18 protein-coding genes are annotated in these 17,746 nt (G+C 61.1%); 9 read left to right on the top strand and 9 right to left on the bottom strand.

Going from position 1 to position 17,746, the window contains the following annotated elements; translation table 11 throughout:
- Window positions 1-213 precede the first annotated feature (213 nt).
- Entirely contained in the window at window positions 214-1,014 is an 801-nt protein-coding gene (locus ACJ8QI_RS02740; protein WP_308343072.1) for an alpha/beta fold hydrolase, read from the top strand.
- Between the two features lie 28 nt (window positions 1,015-1,042).
- On the opposite strand, the gene ACJ8QI_RS02735 is transcribed toward ACJ8QI_RS02740, so the two are convergent.
- The 5 genes from ACJ8QI_RS02735 to ACJ8QI_RS02715 all read right to left on the bottom strand — a co-directional run bounded on the left by ACJ8QI_RS02735 (window position 1,043) and on the right by ACJ8QI_RS02715 (window position 5,159).
- On the bottom strand, window positions 1,043-1,768 hold the full coding sequence (locus tag ACJ8QI_RS02735) for a substrate-binding domain-containing protein (protein WP_442532128.1): 726 nt from the start codon (window positions 1,766-1,768) through the stop codon (window positions 1,043-1,045).
- On the bottom strand, window positions 1,761-2,540 hold the full coding sequence (locus tag ACJ8QI_RS02730; protein ID WP_442532039.1) for an ABC transporter ATP-binding protein: 780 nt from the start codon (window positions 2,538-2,540) through the stop codon (window positions 1,761-1,763). The genes ACJ8QI_RS02735 and ACJ8QI_RS02730 overlap by 8 nt, the downstream gene beginning before the upstream one ends.
- Window positions 2,533-3,534, bottom strand: coding sequence for a FecCD family ABC transporter permease (locus tag ACJ8QI_RS02725; RefSeq protein ID WP_063991226.1), 1,002 nt, complete (start codon window positions 3,532-3,534; stop codon window positions 2,533-2,535). Before ACJ8QI_RS02725 ends, ACJ8QI_RS02730 begins: the two co-directional genes overlap by 8 nt.
- Window positions 3,531-4,580, bottom strand: a complete 1,050-nt coding sequence (locus ACJ8QI_RS02720) for an ABC transporter substrate-binding protein (protein ID WP_442532038.1) — start codon at window positions 4,578-4,580, stop codon at window positions 3,531-3,533. The genes ACJ8QI_RS02725 and ACJ8QI_RS02720 overlap by 4 nt, the downstream gene beginning before the upstream one ends.
- Before the next feature lie 186 nt (window positions 4,581-4,766).
- Entirely contained in the window at window positions 4,767-5,159 is a 393-nt protein-coding gene (locus tag ACJ8QI_RS02715; protein ID WP_442532037.1) for a hypothetical protein, read from the bottom strand.
- A gap of 355 nt (window positions 5,160-5,514) precedes the next feature.
- On the opposite strand from ACJ8QI_RS02715, the gene ACJ8QI_RS02710 reads away from it, so the two are divergent.
- Together ACJ8QI_RS02710 and ACJ8QI_RS02705 are read left to right on the top strand one after the other, a co-directional pair.
- Complete coding sequence (locus ACJ8QI_RS02710) at window positions 5,515-6,105, top strand: hypothetical protein (protein WP_442532036.1); 591 nt, start codon at window positions 5,515-5,517, stop codon at window positions 6,103-6,105.
- Window positions 6,015-6,542, top strand: coding sequence for a methyltransferase (locus ACJ8QI_RS02705; RefSeq protein ID WP_442532035.1), 528 nt, complete (start codon window positions 6,015-6,017; stop codon window positions 6,540-6,542). Before ACJ8QI_RS02710 ends, ACJ8QI_RS02705 begins: the two co-directional genes overlap by 91 nt.
- Here ACJ8QI_RS02705 and ACJ8QI_RS02700 read toward each other — a convergent pair.
- The 3 genes from ACJ8QI_RS02700 to ACJ8QI_RS02690 all read right to left on the bottom strand — a co-directional run bounded on the left by ACJ8QI_RS02700 (window position 6,539) and on the right by ACJ8QI_RS02690 (window position 10,864).
- Window positions 6,539-7,462, bottom strand: coding sequence for a DUF7916 family protein (locus ACJ8QI_RS02700; RefSeq protein ID WP_142109464.1), 924 nt, complete (start codon window positions 7,460-7,462; stop codon window positions 6,539-6,541). The genes ACJ8QI_RS02705 and ACJ8QI_RS02700 overlap by 4 nt on opposite strands.
- 71 nt (window positions 7,463-7,533) lie before the next feature.
- Window positions 7,534-9,831, bottom strand: a complete 2,298-nt coding sequence (gene bglX / locus ACJ8QI_RS02695; RefSeq protein ID WP_442532034.1) for a beta-glucosidase BglX — start codon at window positions 9,829-9,831, stop codon at window positions 7,534-7,536.
- Window positions 9,832-9,943: 112 nt separating this feature from the next.
- Window positions 9,944-10,864: a LysR substrate-binding domain-containing protein gene (locus ACJ8QI_RS02690; protein ID WP_442532033.1), complete on the bottom strand. Its 921-nt coding sequence runs from the start codon at window positions 10,862-10,864 to the stop codon at window positions 9,944-9,946.
- 118 nt (window positions 10,865-10,982) lie between these two features.
- Here ACJ8QI_RS02690 and ACJ8QI_RS02685 point away from each other — a divergent pair, with 118 nt between their 5' ends.
- Both ACJ8QI_RS02685 and ACJ8QI_RS02680 read left to right on the top strand, forming a co-directional pair.
- A complete protein-coding gene (locus ACJ8QI_RS02685) occupies window positions 10,983-12,137 on the top strand; it encodes a pyridoxal phosphate-dependent aminotransferase (RefSeq protein WP_087762130.1) in 1,155 nt (384 codons plus the stop codon).
- A 34-nt stretch (window positions 12,138-12,171) separates the two neighbouring features.
- On the top strand, window positions 12,172-12,951 hold the full coding sequence (locus ACJ8QI_RS02680; RefSeq protein WP_442532032.1) for an ABC transporter substrate-binding protein: 780 nt from the start codon (window positions 12,172-12,174) through the stop codon (window positions 12,949-12,951).
- A 34-nt stretch (window positions 12,952-12,985) separates the two neighbouring features.
- On the opposite strand, the gene ddlA is transcribed toward ACJ8QI_RS02680, so the two are convergent.
- Window positions 12,986-14,089, bottom strand: coding sequence for a D-alanine--D-alanine ligase (gene ddlA, locus ACJ8QI_RS02675; protein ID WP_060387420.1), 1,104 nt, complete (start codon window positions 14,087-14,089; stop codon window positions 12,986-12,988).
- Window positions 14,090-14,257: 168 nt separating this feature from the next.
- On the opposite strand from ddlA, the gene ACJ8QI_RS02670 reads away from it, so the two are divergent.
- The 4 genes from ACJ8QI_RS02670 (at window position 14,258) to ACJ8QI_RS02655 (ending at window position 17,741) form a co-directional block, all read left to right on the top strand.
- Complete coding sequence (locus ACJ8QI_RS02670) at window positions 14,258-14,461, top strand: ParD-like family protein (protein WP_442532031.1); 204 nt, start codon at window positions 14,258-14,260, stop codon at window positions 14,459-14,461.
- The gene (gene map / locus ACJ8QI_RS02665; RefSeq protein WP_087762129.1) at window positions 14,458-15,252 is read left to right on the top strand and encodes a type I methionyl aminopeptidase; all 795 of its coding nucleotides are present in this window, start codon (window positions 14,458-14,460) and stop codon (window positions 15,250-15,252) included. Before ACJ8QI_RS02670 ends, map begins: the two co-directional genes overlap by 4 nt.
- Before the next feature lie 125 nt (window positions 15,253-15,377).
- Window positions 15,378-17,084, top strand: a complete 1,707-nt coding sequence (gene dld / locus ACJ8QI_RS02660) for a D-lactate dehydrogenase (protein WP_197658341.1) — start codon at window positions 15,378-15,380, stop codon at window positions 17,082-17,084.
- A gap of 231 nt (window positions 17,085-17,315) precedes the next feature.
- A complete protein-coding gene (locus ACJ8QI_RS02655; protein ID WP_060421025.1) occupies window positions 17,316-17,741 on the top strand; it encodes a PAS domain-containing protein in 426 nt (141 codons plus the stop codon).
- Window positions 17,742-17,746: the final 5 nt, after the last annotated feature.

The raw sequence follows: 17,746 nt of genomic DNA, 5'->3' as shown, positions 1-17,746 counted from the left end.
CATCTTGAAAGGAGCGCCAGCATAAACCAAGGCTCTTATCGTCACCAGAATATTATCCTTAACGTCACCTTTCATTGACGTCTTGTTATCAAGAGAAATTAAAAATAAGGGTTTACCTAAGTAATTTAAGGTAAATTAATACCGCAGGTTGAATATGAGTGTGATATAAGCAGCCGGACTCTCTTTATATAAGGAACCGATAAGATGCCAACGATGGGCAAATCCCTGCATTATCTCGACGTGGGCTCAGGCTTTCCGTTGCTGCTGGGCCACAGCTATCTGTTCGATCTGAACATGTGGGCACCGCAGTTCGAAGCGCTGGCGAAACGCTACCGCCTGATCGTGCCGGATCTCTGGGGCCACGGCGACTCACCGGCGCTGCCGGCCGGGCGAAACAGCCTGTCGGATATCGCCGCCGATCATTTGGCGCTGATGGATCATTTGGATATTGAAGAGTTCGGCATCGTCGGCCTGTCCGTCGGCGGCATGTGGGGCGCCGAACTGGCGGCGCTGGCGCCGGAGCGGGTCAAGGTGCTGGCGCTGATGGACAGCTATCTGGGCGACGAAACGCCGGAGGCGCGGCAGCGCTATATGGGCATGCTGGACGCCGTTGAACAGGCCGGCGCCATCACTTCGCCGCTGCTGGAATACATCGCCGCGCAGTTTTATTCCGACGAAGTACCCGATGCGTTGTCGCAGCCATTGCTGGCCCATCTGCAGAGCCTGCCCGCCGATCGCCTGCGCGAGAGCATCGTCCCGCTGGGCCGGATGATCTTCGGTCGCCCCGACAAGCTGCCGCTGCTGAAAAACATCACCGCCGCCAGCATCGTCATCACCGGCGCGCAGGATAAACCGCGCCCGCCGGCGGAAGGCCAGCGCATGGCCGATCTTCTCGGCTGTCAACATGTGCTGATCCCCAACGCCGGGCATATCAGCAACAAGGAAAATCCGGCGGCGGTCAACGAAACCCTGCTGGCGTTTCTGGCTGAAAACACCACCCCGCTATTCTGGTAAGATTCCCCGGGCCGCCTGGCCCGGCGAGTCATTCCGCGCGCCGCATAAACCCGTGTCGGCTCAGGATTTCCTGCCCTTGTTCGCTCAAGATAAATGCGGCCAACCGCTGTGCGCCGTCATCCAACAGGCATAAACCGTAATCCGCCTCAATGTCCAGCGGCGGCACCAACGGCCGCACCGCCAACGTCGGGTAGGCGGCTAAAGCCGGAGCATAGCTGGCGTAGCCGAGAAAAATATCCGCCAATCCGCCAGCTATCAGATATTCCGCCGCCAGCCGGCCCGCCGGTACCGGGGCGGAATCCATACCGCCAACCAACGGCAGCGCCCGGCGGCGCAACGCTTCCCCTTGCCCCGGCCAGTATTGCTCACAGCGTTCGAAAAGCTGCTGCGCATAATCGCCGGAAGGATCTGCCCCCGGTGTCGAGGTGGCAAGGCGCCAGTGCGGATCGAACAGCACCTCCGGCAGCGGACGTTCGGTTAATGCCGGCACGTTGCGAACCGTCACGCAGAGCCGATTGCGCACAAAAATCTGCACCGCCCCCGCCATCCCAAGAGCCGCCAACCTTTGCGGGTGCGCCAGGTTGGCCGAAGCGAACAGCTGTGGCCGCTCGCCATTCTCTATCCGTTGGCGCAACAACCCCGCCGGGCCGAATTCCGCCGTGACTTTTTGCCCGGCGTGCCGCTGAAACGCCGACAGCAGCGGCGCAAACGCCAGCCGCAGGCTGCCGGCGGCAAACAGCAGGATATCACTCATCATGTCGCTCCAATTGGCTGCGATACAGCGGCACCAGCGTCGCGTAGCGGCGGCCCGCCACCGTCAGCGGCACCCGTTCGATCGCCAGCTCGAACAGGGGTGACAGGGATTGCGCCGTTAACACCTCACGACAGGCCCCGAGCCGGCTGCGCCCTTCCTTGCCCAACAGCAAAGCCCGATCGGCCACCGCGTGTGCATGGTTGGGCTGATGCGTGGAGAACACCACCGCCAACCGCTGCTCCCGCGCCAGGCGGGCCATCAGGCTCAACACCCGATCCTGGTAATGCAGATCCAGCGCCGAAGTCGGTTCATCCAGAATCAACACCTCGCAGCGCATCGCCAACGCGCGGGCGATCATCACTAATTGACGTTGGCCGCCGGATAGGCTGCCAAACTCACGCTCTGCCAGGTGCTGCAAATCCAACGACTGCAACGCTTCTCTCGCCAGCCGATGGTCCTCGGCTGACGGTGAACGGAACAGGCCGACATGGCGCGCCCGCCCCATCAATACGATATCCAGCACCCAATAGGCGAACGGCGGCGCAAAGTGCTGCGGGACAAAGCCCATCTCACCGCGGCGCTCAATCTCGCCGGATTGCGGCGTCAGGCTGCCTAACAACAGCTGCAGCAGCGTGCTCTTGCCACGCCCATTCGGGCCCAATATCGCCAGCACTTCGCCGCGCCGCAGCTGAATGTCCAGATGTTGGAACAGCGGAGCCCCGCCCGGCCAGGCGAAACTCACGCCCCTGGCGGCCAATAAGGTGTCAGTCATGCCAGCCTCTCACTTGCGCGCGGCGCAGCAGCAGCGCGAACAGCGGCGCGCCAATCAGCGCGGTCAGAATGCCCAGCGGGATTTCGCTGCTGCTCAGCGTGCGCGCCAAATCGTCGATCACCAGCATGTACAGGGCCCCCAGGCAAAGCGAAGCCGGCAGCAGGCGCCGGTGATCCGGCCCCACCAGCCGCCTCGCCACGTGCGGGATCACCAAGCCGACCCAGCCGATGCTGCCGCTGACCGCCACCTGGGCGGCCACGATGGCAGCGCACAGCGTCAAAATCAGCCAGCGGGTGCGCTCCACGTTGATGCCCAATGCACCGGCATCCTCATCGCCCAACGACAGCAAATTGATGCGCCAGCGCAGCGCCAACAGCAAGCCGCCGGCCAACAGCAAAGGCACAAACAGCATCAGCAGCTTTTGCCGATCGGCGGTGGCAAAGCTGCCGAGCAGCCAAAACACGATGCTCGGCAGTTTCTCTTCGGTATCCGCCAGATATTGCATCAGGCTGACGCAGGCGGAGAAAAAGCCGCTGAGGATCACCCCCGCCAGTACCAAAGAGAGAATATTGCGCCGCGCAATGGCGCTGGTGAGAGTGAAAATCAGCAGCAGCGCCGCCATACCGAAAACAAAAGCCGACAGCAGCAGCGCCGCCAACGGCAAACTGAGCAGGATAGCCAGCGTGCCGCCAAACGCCGCGCCGGAAGACACGCCGATAATATGCGGATCGACCAGCGGGTTGCGAAAGACGCCTTGCAAAGCCGCGCCGCACAGGGCCAGCGCCGCGCCGGCGCCCATCGCCAACAGCACGCGCGGCACGCGCACGCCCAGGATCACCTGGCGTTGTATAGCATCGATGCCGGCATAATGCTGCCCGGTGAACGGCTCCAGCAAAATCATCAGGCTGTGCGTCATCGGCACCTGAAAGCGGCCAACGCCGAGCGAAAACAGCGCGCAGCACAGCGTCAACAACGCCAGCCAGCCCAGCCTCATTGCCCGCTCTGGCAACAGGTGGCGCGGTAATAACGTTGATAGTAAGCATCGACCCGCTGCTGCAGATTGATATCGGCAAAACGCTGCGGGTAAAGTTTTTTCGCCATCCACAACTCACCCAACGCCATCGCCTCCGGCATCGGATATCCCCAGGCCTTGGCGTACTCCGGCATCAGGTAGACCCGCTTATTCTTCACCGCGTCAATCGGCTGCCACTGCGGTGACGTCAGGATCTGTTTCACCACGTCCGGGTAGCGTTCTTGCACGAAAATTACCGCCGGATCCCACTTCAGGACATCCTCGATAGAAACCTGTTTAAACCCCTGAATCTCTTTCGCCGCCACGTTGAGCGCCCCGGCGTGCCGCATCATCAACCCGGTATACTTGCCGGCGCCGTAGGTGGTGAGATCGGGGTTGGCCATATACACCCGCACCCGCTGATTTTCCGGCAGATCGCGCAGCCGTTCGGCGACCAACGCGCGCTGCTGAATGACGTCCTTAATCAACGCTTCAGCCTGAGGCTGACGCGACATCACTTCCCCGATCAGGCGAATGCCGTCCTGCAGCCCCAGCGTATAGGCCCGATCTTCATCGCTCAGCTGGGGGTTCATTTTGCCCGCCTGATCGGCTGCCTCGCGGCGCAGCGAGACCGCCACCACCGGAATGCCCGCCCGTTCGATCTGCGCAATCATCTCCGGCGGCGCGTAGTTGGCCACGAATACCACCTGCGGATGCAGGCCGAGCAGGCTCTCGATATTCACCGAAGTCAGATCGCCCGGCATCGGCAGGGTTGCCAACGTCGGCGCCAGCCGCAGGTAGTTTGGCCCCAGCTGCTTTTTCCAACTGCTGAGCACGCCGACCACCTGCGGCATCGCATCAAGCTGCACCAACAGGTTCAGCGTCTGGTGTTGCAGCACCACCGCGCGGGTGATGCGATCGGGCAACGTCACCTGGCGGTTGAGTTGATCGGTGACCTGGCGATCCGCCTGGGCGGCGGTGGAAAACAAAACAAGCGCCAACAGCAGGCGCGGGAGAAAGTTAAACATGGCAGTGACCGGTTGATTATCGTTGTATAGCAAATAATATAGCGATGAGCATGGCGAAACAATCAGCGGGATCAAACCGGATGCGGGTACTCGGGAGGTAAAACGAGGCGTGAATGCGATCCTGGAAGCGGATCCGCCGGTGCGGCGACGGATCCCATCGGCCCTGAAAGGGCGCGTGAAGAAGACTTATTGGCCGATAGACGTCAGACCCTGGCGGATCCCTTCGTCAGCCTGCTGGCACCATGTCTGCAGCCCCTGCGGCGCTTCTTTTTCCAACGCAACCACTTTGCCGTCGTCGTTCAGCACATTGCCTTCACGGCCCATCGCTTCGCGCTTGTCGCCATCGCGGGTGTCGACGCCGCCGGGAATAGCCGCCACGTAGGTCACCATTTTCTTGGCGTTGTCGATGCTGTCGGCTTTCAGGAAGCCTTTATCGACGCAGTAAGACATCAGCCCGGCGGTATTGCGCGTGATGTCATAAACGTTTTTCAATGCGGCAGGATCCATCCCTTCAGCGTTAGCGGTGTTGAACAGGCCCAGAGTCGCGGCAATCATGCCGGTCAGAATGCTTTTTTTCATTGTTAACTCGTTTTAATAATGAAATAGTTAAGTTTTAATTATTCACAAAAAGAATGTGAACACCGCTACGGTATAACGGCGGCCTAGATTAGCACAACCCTAACGCGTTAATAACTGTGATTAAGTTAACCCCCAATAAAATAAAAACGCACGATAGGGTAATGACCTCCGTCCGGTATCATTTTTTCACGCTCGATATTGGCCGCGCGCAATTCATATTAAAAATAATCTCACCCAGGAATTATTTGCAACGGAAGCGTTGGCCTGCGGTGAATCGCGCTCCTGCCCTTTGCTAAAATCACAGGCGTGACATAGCCTGTTAAGACGCGCCATGCCTTAATGGGAGGGGATTCACATGAACCATTCCGTCCGGCCGCCGCAATGCGACGACAAAACCATTCTCGATATCACGATGAATTTATATCTCTATCCGGCGGTACTTATCGCGCATCGCCTGGGCATCTTTGAATTTATTGCTTTGCCCCCCCGCAACCTGACCGATATATGCGCTCAGGCCAATGTGGAAAGACGCCCGGCGGAAACGTTGGTCATGGCGTTATTGGCATTGAAATTAATAGACAGAGAGGGTGAAACATTCTCTCTCACGCCGGAAGCGGAAACCTTTTTGTTAAAAAACAACCCGCATTATTTCGGCTACTTCTGGGATTTGATGGTTGAAAACAGCGAAATTTTCTCGCTGAAAAACCTGGAAAGCGCCATCAGAAAAAATACCTCGCAGGTGTACGGCGAGCAGGAGCTGTTTGAAACCCATACGCTTGACGCCGACAGAATGCGGCGGTTTACCCACGCCATGCACAGCCTGAGCATGGCTCGGCCAGCGTTTGGCCGGCGCTGTTGCACCTCGGCGACTGCCGCGCGGCGCTGGATATCGGCGGCGCCTCCGGCGCCCATGCCATCAGCCTGGCGGCCCACTGGCCGACGTTGACCTGCACCGTGTTCGATCTGCCGGAGGTGTGCCCGCTCGCCGCCGACTACGCGCACCATTACGGTCTCAGCCAACGCATCGGCACCCACAGCGGCGATATGTGGCGCGATCCCTACCCGGCGGCGGATCTGCATCTGTACTCCAATATTTTCCACGACTGGCCGATGGACAAGAACCGCTTCCTGGCGCAAAAGAGCTATGCGGCCCTCCCGCCCGGGGGCAGGATCGTGATCCACGAAGTGCTGTACAACGATGACGGCGACGGGCCGCCTGCCGCCGCGGGGTACAGCCTGATGATGATGGGATGGACGCAGGGCCGCCAATACTCCGGCAGGGAAATCGGCGACCTGCTGCGCGACGTCGGCTTCGGGCCTGTTCAGGTGCTGCCGTCGCTCGGCTATTTCAGCATCGTGACGGCGCAAAAGCCCCAGGCTTAGCGGTTCACCGAGCGCGCCATGCGGCTGTAGGTATGGCGCACGCCGCGAATCGCCACGCTGTAAGCGAAAATGTTTTCCGGCAGCGCCAGCCCCAGATAGCCGGTATCGCCGATATGGTGCAGGTCCGCCCCGGCCATTTTGCTCATCAGCGCAATCTGCCGCACGGTCTGCACGTCGGCCCCCTCTTGCGAGGTGCCGATCGCCGTCATCGCCAGCGCGCCCTGCCGCTGGGCAAAATTGATCAGTGCCGCCACTTTCTCCTGCGACATGCCGGGAATGGTGCCCGGCGCCGGCAACAGCACGATGTCCGCACCGTTCTCCACGAACAGCGCAATGTCCTGCTCGCCGATCAGCTGGCTGCCGCTTTCGCGCACGATACCAGCCCCGTGCATCTTGCCGGTCACCAGCACCATCTCGTCGCCCACTTCATCGCGAATCGCTTTCAGCGCGGCGGCAATCGCCTGATTGCTGACGCCGTTGTTCGGGTTGCCGGTCAGCACCAGCATGCGCGCGCCGAGTTGATACAGCTTGCGGGCATTCTCGGCGGTGGCGGCGCGGCCCGCCGTCATCTGCCAAAAGTCGTTATGTTCGGTGGCGAAGGCCGGATCGACGGCCTCCAGGTTCACCCCGATCACCCGCCCGGTCAGGCGCTGCAGCGTGCGCAGCGCCTCCTGCGGCGGCACGTCGGCGGGCAGGCCCGCGATGTGCGGATGGTCGACGTCGAACAGGTTCAGCAGCAGCAGGTCGGCGCCCTGGCTGGCCGCCAGCTCGGCGTTGGTGACGTTATTGAGCAGCGGCTGAGTGACCGCGATGGTTTCGCTGACCAAAATGCGCCCTTCGCTGGCGCGGATGGCATAGAGCAGGTCGGCTTTGCCGATATCGGCCAGATCGCTGGCGCTGCAGTCCAGATAGCGTTTCATGAGGCAAGCTCCGATGACGTTAGCGGGAATGGATGCCCCCTCGCTCAGCGCGGCGAACGAGGGGGACAGGGTTACTTCAGCGTAAAACTTTGCGCCTGCACGTTGTCGGAGTCCAGGCCGACGAACACGTTGAATTTGCCCGGCTCCGCCCCCCATTTCAGGCTGGCGTTGTAGAACTTCAGATCGTCTTCGCTAATCGGCAGCTCAACCTGCTGCGACTGGCCGGCCTTCAGCGTCACTTTCTTGAAGTTGCGCAGCTCTTTTACCGGCCGGCTGACCGAGGCGGTCACGTCCTGCAGATACAGCTGCACCACCGTGGCACCGTCGTACTTGCCGGTATTTTTCAGCGTGACGCTGGCGGTTAGCTTGCCGTTGCGCGCCATCGTCGGGCTGGACAGTTTCAGATCCGACAGGCTGAAGGTGGTGTAGCTCAGGCCGTAACCGAACGGATACAGCGGGCCGTTCGGCGAATCGAAGTAGCGCGAGGTGTACTTGCCCGGATTCTCCTTGCCGAACGGGCGGCCGGTGTTCAGGTGGTTGTAGTACATCGGGATCTGGCCGACCGAGCGCGGGAAAGTCATCGGCAGCTTGCCCGACGGGTTGTAGTCGCCGAACAGCACGTCTGCCACTGCGTTGCCGCCCTCGGTGCCGCTGTACCAGGTTTCCAGCATGGCGTCCGCCTGCTCGCTCTCCCAGCTCAGCGCCAGCGGCCGGCCGTTCATCAGCACCAGCACCAGCGGCTTGCCGGTGGCTTTCAGCGCGGCGATCAGATCGCGCTGGCTCTGCGGAATCGTAATGTCGGCGCGGCTGGAGGCCTCATGCGCCATGCCCTGCGATTCGCCCACCACCGCCACCACCACATCGGCCTTGTTCGCCGCCTGCACCGCTTCGTCGATCATCTGCTGCGGCGAACGGGTGTCGAACGCCACCGCCGGTTCATACTCGTTGAGATAGTCGATGATGCCTTTATCCTGCGTGACGTTGGCGCCCTTGGCGTAAAGAATGCGCGCCTTGTCGCCCACCGCCCGCTCCAGCCCCTCACGCAGGGTGACCGACTGCTTGACCACCCCGGCAGCCGACCAGCTGCCCATCACGTCGCGCTGGCTGTCGGCCATCGGCCCGACCAGCGCAATGGTCGCCTGTTTGCTCAACGGCAGCGTCTGCTTATCGTTCTTCAGCAGCACCATCGTCTTGCGCGCCACCACCCGCGCTTCGGCGCGGTGCAGGCGGCTTTCGGCGTTGGTGTCCTGCGGATCGGAACCCACCGGCCCCAGATGCACATACGGATCGGTGAACAGCCCCATGTCGTACTTGGTGTTCAGCACGTCGCGGCAGGCGCGATCGATGTCGCTTTCAGGCACCAGCCCGTCTTTCACCAGACCCGGCAGGTATTTGTCGTAAAACTCGTCGCTCATGCTCATATCGACGCCGGAGGTGATCGCCAGGCGCACCGCGTCACGCGCGTCGGCGGCCACGCCGTGTTTAATCAGCTCTTTAATTGCGCCATGGTCGCTGATGGTGATGCCTTTAAAGCCCCACTGGTCGCGCAACAGATCTTTCAGCAGCCACGGGTTAGCGGTGGCCGGCACGCCGTTCACCGAGTTGAGCGACACCATCACCCCGCCGCTGCCGGCATCCACCGCCGCTTTGTAAGGCGGCAGATAGTCCTGATGCATGCGCAGCGGGCTCATGTCGACGGTGTTGTAATCGCGGCCGCCTTCGACGGCTCCGTACAACGCAAAGTGCTTGACGCTGGCCATCACCGAACCTGGCTTGGCCGGATCGCCGTTCTGGAAACCGTCGACCATCACTTTGGCGATTTTCGATACCAGCCAGGTGTCTTCGCCGAAGCCTTCGGAGACCCTGCCCCAGCGCGGATCGCGGGTGATATCGACCATCGGCGCGAAGGTCATGTTCAGGCCGTCGTCGCTGGCCTCCTGCGCCGCCACCCGGGCACTGAGCGCAATGGCCTCCAGATCGAAGCTGGCTGCCAGCCCCAGGCTGATCGGGAACACCGTGCGCTGGCCGTGCACTACGTCATAGGCGAAGAACAGCGGAATTTTCAGGCGGCTGAGCTGCATCGCCTGATCCTGCATCACCCGGATATCCGGCCGGGTGACGGTATTGAAGATGGCGCCGATCTGCCCGTTGCGGATGCCCTCGCGGATCGCTTCTTTCGGGTTATCCGGCCCGACGCTGATCAGCCGCAGCTGGCCGATCTTCTCTTCCAGCGTCATCTGCTTCATCAAATGGGACACGAAGGCGTCGCGCTGCTGGGCGTGAATGCCCTGCGCTATCGGCGTTTCCTGCGCAAAAGCCGGGCTGAGGGCCAGACCGGACAACATACTCACCACACAAAGCCATTTCATCTTGTTTTATCTCAGGCGTGTTTCCGCCGCCAACGCGGCGGAGTTTAATCGGAGTGAAGAAACAGTTTGCCACACTCTGTTTCATCGCCAAGGGAATTCGCATCGGTAATGTTTACAAAGCATTACAGGTTATCGGCAGGTAATTCTGTAACCGGGCGCGGCTGCCGGCGGCCTCAACCGTCAGAAAATCGATAAGCTGTGTCAACGCCGGCGGCGCCACCGTGCGTTCAGGATAGACCAAATAATAGGCCGCGCCGCTGCTGACGCAGAGCGGGAAAGGCGTGACGATGCGTTGCGCCTGAATATCCTCCTCCAGCAGGCACAGATCGCCGATGGCGATGCCGAACCCCTGCAGCGCGGCGCTCATCGCCAGATCGAGAGTATCGAAATGCTGAGCCTTGCCGGACGGCAGCGCATCGGCGCCCGCCGCCTTCAGCCAGCGCAGCCAGTCGCGCCGATCGCGCGTCGGGTGCAGCAGGGTTTGGTCCGTCAAATCCGCCAGCCGGGGCGCCGGCGGCAGAAACGTCGGCGTGCAGACCGGCGTGAGGATTTCGTCGAACAGCAGGTGCGCGGCCAGCTTTTTACCCGGCGGCCGGCCGAATACCACCGCGGCGTCAAACTGCTCGGTACTGAAATCCAGACCGTGCGACACCGAGGCGGTCAGCTCGATATGCATATCCGGCCGTTCATTCTGCAGGCGAATCACGCGCGGCAGCACCCAGCGCATCGCGCAGGTCGGGCATTTGATGCGCAGCGCCCCCGGCGGGGCGGCGGCCCGCGTCAGCGCCTCGTCCAGCTGCCCCAGCGCCTGCTGCACCGGCGCCAGCAGCTGCGCGCCCTGCGGCGTCAGCGCCAAACCGCGCGCCTGGCGGCTGAACAGCGGATAACCCAGGCGCTGTTCCAGCCCGAGAATTTGCCGGCTGACCGCCCCCTGCGTCAGGTGCAGCTCCCGGGCGGCATGGGTAAAGTTGAGGCGTTGCGCCACCACCACGAAGGTTTTCAACACGTCGAGCGACGGCAGGGATATCGGCATAGCGGGCCTCGATTAGGTATGATCGTAGTGCATGGCAAGTATGACAAACTTTCCCTTGTCCGCCTACGCCGGCTGATGCTTAATCGCTCAACACTTCCCTGTTTGCCTGGAGCCCATCATGCAGAGCGCCTGTTCATCCCGCTCGAAGCTGCCGGACGTCGGCACCACCATTTTCACCGTCATTGGCCAACTCAGCGCCGAACATCAGGCCCTCAATCTGTCGCAGGGCGCGCCCAACTTCGCCGGCGACCCGCAGCTGATCGAGGCTACGGCGCAAGCCATGCGCACAGGTCATAACCAATACGCGCCGATGAGCGGCGTGGCGGCGTTACGTGCTGCTCTGGCGGAAAAAGCTGAACGATTGTATGGCGCACGCTATGACGCCGACGAAGAAATCACGGTGATCGCCAGCGCCAGCGAAGGGCTGTACTCGGCGATCAGCGCGCTGGTGCATCCCGGCGACGAGGTGATCTATTTCGAACCGGCGTTCGACAGCTATGCGCCGATCGTGCGCCTACAGGGCGCCACGCCGGTGGCGATCAAACTGTCGCTGCAGGATTTTCGCGTCGACTGGGACGAAGTGGCCGCCGCCATCAACGGCAAAACGCGCATGATCATCATCAACACGCCGCACAACCCGACCGGAGCGGTGTTTGACGAGCACGACATCGAACGCCTGACCGCCCTGACCCGCGACACCGACATCGTGATCCTGTCCGACGAGGTCTACGAACACGTGGTGTTCGACGGCGAAATTCACCACAGCATGGCGCGCTATCCGCAGCTGGCGGAACGCAGCGTGATCGTGTCGTCGTTCGGTAAAACCTACCACGTCACCGGCTGGCGCGTCGGCTACTGCCTGGCGCCGGCGGCGCTGATGGACGAGATCCGCAAGGTGCACCAGTTTATGGTGTTCTCCGCCGATACGCCGATGCAACACGCCTTCGCCGCCGCGCTCGCCAACCCGCAGAGCTACCTGGGGCTGGCGGCGTTTTACCAACAAAAGCGCGATCTGCTGGCCAGCGCCTTGCAGGATTCGCGCTTTGAGCTGCTGCCCAGCCGCGGCAGCTTCTTCATGCTGGCCCGTTTTAGCGGCTTCAGTCACGAAAGCGACAATGATTTCGCCGTACGCTTGATCCGCGAAGCGAAGGTGGCGACGATCCCGCTGTCGGCGTTCTACAGCGACGGCACCAATACCGGCCTAATCCGGCTGAGTTTTTCCAAAGATAACGAGACCCTGCTGGAAGGCGCGCGCCGCCTGAGCCAGGCGTAATTTTTTGTCCGACCATGGGAAAGGGGCACTGCCTATGAAAGCACTGAAAACGCTGTTCGCCGCCGGATGCCTGCTGGCCGCCGGCACTTCGCTGGCGGCGGAAAACAGCCTGCGCTTCGGTCTGGAAGCGCTGTATCCACCGTTCGAATCCAAATCCGCCAGCGGCAAACTGGAAGGGTTCGACATCGAACTGGGCGACGCGGTATGCGCCGCCGCGCAGTTGAAATGCAGCTGGGTGGAAACCTCGTTCGACAGCCTGATCCCGGCATTGCAGGCGCGCAAGTTCGACGCCATCAACTCGGCGATGAACGTGACCGAACAGCGGCGCCAGGCGATCGCCTTTACCGACGCCATCTATCAGGTGCCGAACCGCCTGATCGCCAAGGCCGACAGCGGCCTGCTGCCGGACGCCAAATCGCTGGCGGGCAAACACGTGGGCGTGCTGCAAGGATCGATTCAGGAGATTTACGCCAAAACCCATTGGGCGCCGGCGGGCGTGGACGTGGTGTCTTATCAGGATCAGAATCAGGTTTACCTCGATCTGGCGGCCGGTCGGCTCGACGCCACGCTGGTGATGGCGCCGTCGGGGCAAAGCGGCTTCCTGTCGCAGCCGGACGGCAAAGGCTTCGCCTTCGTCGGCGAGGCGGTGCACGACGACAAAATCCTCGGTGAAGGTATCGCCTTCGGCCTACGTAAAGGGGATGAGGCGCTGAAGAAAAAACTGGATGCCGCCATCGCCAAAGTGAAACAGCAAGGCACGGTGGCGGCGCTGTCGAAGAAGTATTTCGGCAACATCGACGTGACGGTGAAATGATAGACGGGGGCGGCACCGCCGCCCCCTGCCGCGTTTAGCGATCGAATACCGAACTGTTCAGCGCACGATCCTGCTGGTGGCGTTCCAGCGCCAATTCGATCAGGCGCGTGATCAGCGCCTGATAGCTGACGCCGCTGGCGGCCCACAGCTTGGGATACATGCTGATGTTGGTGAAGCCCGGCAGCGTGTTGATTTCGTTGATCACCACCTGGTTGTCCGGCGTCAGGAACACATCCACCCGCGCCAGCCCGAAGCACTCCAGCGTGCGGAACGCCTTCAGCGCCACCTCGCGGATGTGGTCGCTCACTTCCGGCGCGATTGCCGCCGGCACCACCACCTGAGCGCCCTGCTCATTGATGTATTTGGTGTCGTAAGAATAGAAGGCGTCGCTCAGCACGATCTCGCCGCACACGCTGGCCTGCGGATCGTCGTTGCCCAGCACCGCGCACTCGATCTCGCGGCCGACGATCGCCGACTCCACCAGCACCTTATGATCGAAGCTGAAGGCCAGCGATACCGCCGCGTCGAACTCGGCGCGGTTTTCCACCTTGCTGACCCCGACCGAGGAGCCCTGGTTGGCCGGCTTGACGAACAGCGGCAGGCCGAGGCGCTCGCTCAGTTGCTCAAACGTAAACCCGGCGCGGTTGGCGCGTGTCAAGGTGACGAACGGTGCCACCGCCAGCCCGGCGTCGCGCAGCAGGCGTTTGGTCACGTCTTTATCCATGCTGACCGCCGAGCCGAGCACCCCGGCACCGACGAACGGCATATTGGCCATGCGCAGCAGCCCCTGCAGCGAGCCGTCCTCCCCCAGCGTGCCGTGCACGATCGGGAAGATGACGTCCAGTTGGCCCAGCGCGCCGGCGCTGCCCGCTTCGATCAGCTGCTGCTTTTCCTGGCCCGGGATCAGCGCCACGTTCTTGTTCGAGCGGTTCAGCGCGATCAGCGCCGGGTTTTCGGCGTTAAGCAGGTAGTTGGAGGCGTCGTTGATGTGCCACTGCCCCTGTTTGTCGATCCCCAGCAGCGTGACGTCAAACTTCTCTTTGTCGATTGCATCCACAATGTTTTTGGCCGACTGCAGCGACACCTCATGCTCCGCCGATTTACCGCCAAAAATCACCCCAACACGTAGTTTAGTCACGCCTTAAATCCTTCTGAAAAATCATGGCAAAAAAGTCGTTCATCACAATAAACGCATTGTCTGGCGGCGGCAATCGTTGTTGCCAGAATCTTCTTACGCCACAGAATGCCACATCGCCACCATCCAAAGCGTATACACTTCGTATATCGTTCACTTAGGGAGACGCCGATGGGCATCGTAAAAATTTCGGACGCGCTGCATGACGATCTGCGCCTCGCCAGCCTGACCATGACGCGTTCGATCAACGCGCAGGCCGAGTACTGGATCAAGATCGGCATGCTGGCGGAGTTCCATCCGGAACTGACCTACCCGCAGCTGGTAAAAAAGATGATAAAAGATAACGCGCTGACGCTGAAGGAGATTGTCGGGTGAAACAGATTGTGATTAAAACGCCAGAAGAGATTGCCAAAATGCGCCATTCCGGCGCCCTGCTGGCGAAAGTGTTTGCTATGCTCGATGAGGTCATCGTCGAAGGCATCTCCACCATGGAGATCAACGACCGCGCCGAGGCGTTTATCGTCGACGAGCTGAAGTCGCGCCCGGCCAGCAAAGGGCAGTATGATTTCCCCTATGTGCTCAACACCTCAATCGACGAGGTGGTGTGCCACGGGGTGCCGTCGGCCAGCAAAATCCTGCGTTCCGGCATGATTATCAACGTTGACATCACGCTGGAAAACGGCGGCTATATCGCCGACTCCAGCAAGATGTACTGCGTCGGCCAGGTGACGCCGCTGGCCAAACGGCTGGTGAACAACGTCTATGAATCGATGTGGCAGGGCATTCGCGCGGTAAAACCGGGCGCCACCCTGGGCGATATCGGCCATGCCGTCCAGCGGCACGCCGAGCAGGCCGGCTACAGCATCGTGCGGGAGTATTGCGGCCACGGCATCGGCCGCGATATGCATGAAGAGCCGGCGGTATTGCACTACGGTCAACCCGGCAGCGGTATGGTGCTGCAGGAAGGCATGGTGTTCACCATCGAGCCGATGATCAACCAGGGCGACCGCCGCATCAAGCAGAAGAAGGACGGCTGGACGGTGGTGACACGCGACAAAAAACTGTCGGCGCAGTGGGAGCACACCGTGGCGGTCACCGCCGACGGCGTGGAGATCCTGACGCTACGCGACGAAGAGCGCCGGGCTGGCTACGCCGAGCGCTACTAAACCCGCAAGCCATTAGCCTGGCAAGCTGATAGCTTAATAAGTTATTTAATTGATAACCTCTTGGCTTATATGCGGCACTCCGGCGCCGCAGTTAAAGCGACGGGGATGACAGGGAGACAGGCAGCATGCAGTCAGGCAATCAGGCATTTATCAACCAGCTTAAAGACATCGTCGGCGGCCCGCAGCTGTTGACCGGCGATCGCAACACCGAGCGCTATCGCAAGGGGTTCCGCTCCGGCGAAGGCCAGGCGCTGGCGGTGGTGTTTCCCACCAGCCTGCTGCAGCTGTGGCGCATTTTGCAGGCCTGCGTGGCCGCCGACAAAATCGTCATCATGCAGGCCGCCAATACCGGCCTGACCGAAGGATCGACCCCCAGCGGCAACGACTATGACCGCGACATCGTCATCGTCAGCACCCTGCGCCTCGACCATATTCAGGTACTGGACAACGGCAAACAGGTGGTCGGCTTCCCCGGCAGCACCCTGCACCACCTCGAGAAATTGCTCAAGCCCTACGGCCGTGAACCGCATTCGGTGATCGGTTCCTCCTGCATCGGCGCCTCGGTGATCGGCGGCGTGTGCAACAACTCCGGCGGCTCGCTGGTGAAACGCGGCCCGGCCTATACCGAAATGGCGCTGTACGCCCAGCTCGGGGAAGACGGCCAGTTGCGCCTGGTGAACCATCTGGGCATCCGCCTCGGCGACACGCCGGAAGAGATCCTTACCCGGCTAGAAAAAGGCGACTATCGCCCGACAGACGTCGAATACGGCGAGCTGCGCGCCTCGGATAACGAGTACGCCAGCCGGGTGCGCGACGTCGATGCCGACACCCCTTCCCGCTTCAACGCCGACAAACGCCGCCTGTACGAGGCCTCCGGCTGCGCCGGCAAGCTGGCGGTGTTCGCGGTGCGACTCGACACCTTCGAGAAAGAAGGCAAAGAGCAGGTGTTTTATATCGGCACCAACGACACCGCGGTGCTGACCGAACTGCGCCGCCACATGCTGAGCCAGTTCGAAAACCTGCCGGTGGCCGGTGAGTACATGCACCGCGATATCTTCGACATCGCTGAGGTGTACGGCAAAGACACCTTCATGATGATCGACAAGCTCGGCACCGATCAGATGCCGCGCTTCTTCACCCTGAAAGGCCGTATGGACGCCAGCCTCAACAAGCTGCCGCTACTGCCGCACAACCTGACCGATCGGCTGATGCAGGGACTGAGCCATCTGGCGCCGAGCCACCTGCCGAAGCGCATGAAGGAATACCGCGAACGTTTCGAACATCACCTGCTGCTGAAGATGGCCGGCCCCGGCGTAGACGAAGCGCAGCGCTACCTGACCGAGTACTTCGCCCAGGCCGAAGGCGCTTTCTTCGCCTGCACGCCTGACGAAGGCAAAAAGGCCTTCCTGCACCGCTTCGCCGCCGCCGGCGCCGCCGTGCGCTACCATGCGGTGCACGCCGACAAGGTGGAGGATATTCTGGCGCTGGATATCGCCCTGCGCCGCAACGACACCGACTGGTTCGAAACCCTGCCGCCGGAGATCGACAGCCAGCTGGTGCATAAGCTGTATTACGGCCACTTTATGTGCCACGTCTTCCATCAGGACTACGTGGTGAAAAAGGGCGTCGACAGCCACGCGCTGAAGGAAAAGATGCTCGAGATCCTCAACCGGCGCGGCGCCGAGTACCCAGCGGAGCATAACGTCGGCCACCTGTACCACGCCAAGGCAGATCTGCAGGCGTTCTACCGCACCGCCGATCCGACCAACAGCTTCAACCCCGGCATCGGCAAAACCAGCAAACGTAAAGGCTGGGCCGAAAACCCCCGCTAAGACCGCCCGATTAGCCCGCCGCCGCACCCGGCGCGGGCTTTCTCTCCCCCTGCCTGCCTCGTCGTGACCTTTCTGCGCCCTTAAAGGTGTATTTTTATTGCAACTTATAAATTTCCCGATTACCATTCACCACATAATCGCAAATGAGAATCAATTAGAAAACTGTCATGACGGATACATGGCATCCGCCGTGGCAATCACCGCGAAGTTGTTAATGAGAAGGAACCTACCATGAGTCAGACTCTCGATTCCGCCCAGCTGTTGTCCGCGCTCGATAAAGTGATGGTGATCTCCACCACCGATCTGCAGGGCACCATCACCTACGTCAACGATCTGTTTTGCCAACTGACCGGCTTTTCCCGGGAAGAGCTGGTGGGCCAGCCCCACAGCATCGTGCGCCACCCTTCCGTGCCGAAAGCCGTTTACAAAGCGATGTGGGACACCATCAAGGCAGGCGGCATCTGGACCGGCATCATTCCGAACGTCGGCAAAGGCGGCGTGCTGTACGTGGTCGACACCACGGTGCAGCCGCTGTATGACGCCCAGGGCAATATCGCGGCCTATATCAGCATCCGCCGCGTGATCAACGATCTGATGACCGACTTCGAATCGGTGGAATTCGCCAAAGAACAGTTCGACAACCACTACGACAAGTAACCGCC

It is taken from the genome of Serratia sp. CY84636 (assembly GCF_052166245.1).
GTDB lineage: Bacteria > Pseudomonadota > Gammaproteobacteria > Enterobacterales > Enterobacteriaceae > Serratia > Serratia nevei.
Note: the sequence above shows the minus strand (reverse complement) of the source record. Positions and strands in the feature narration are given on the sequence as shown.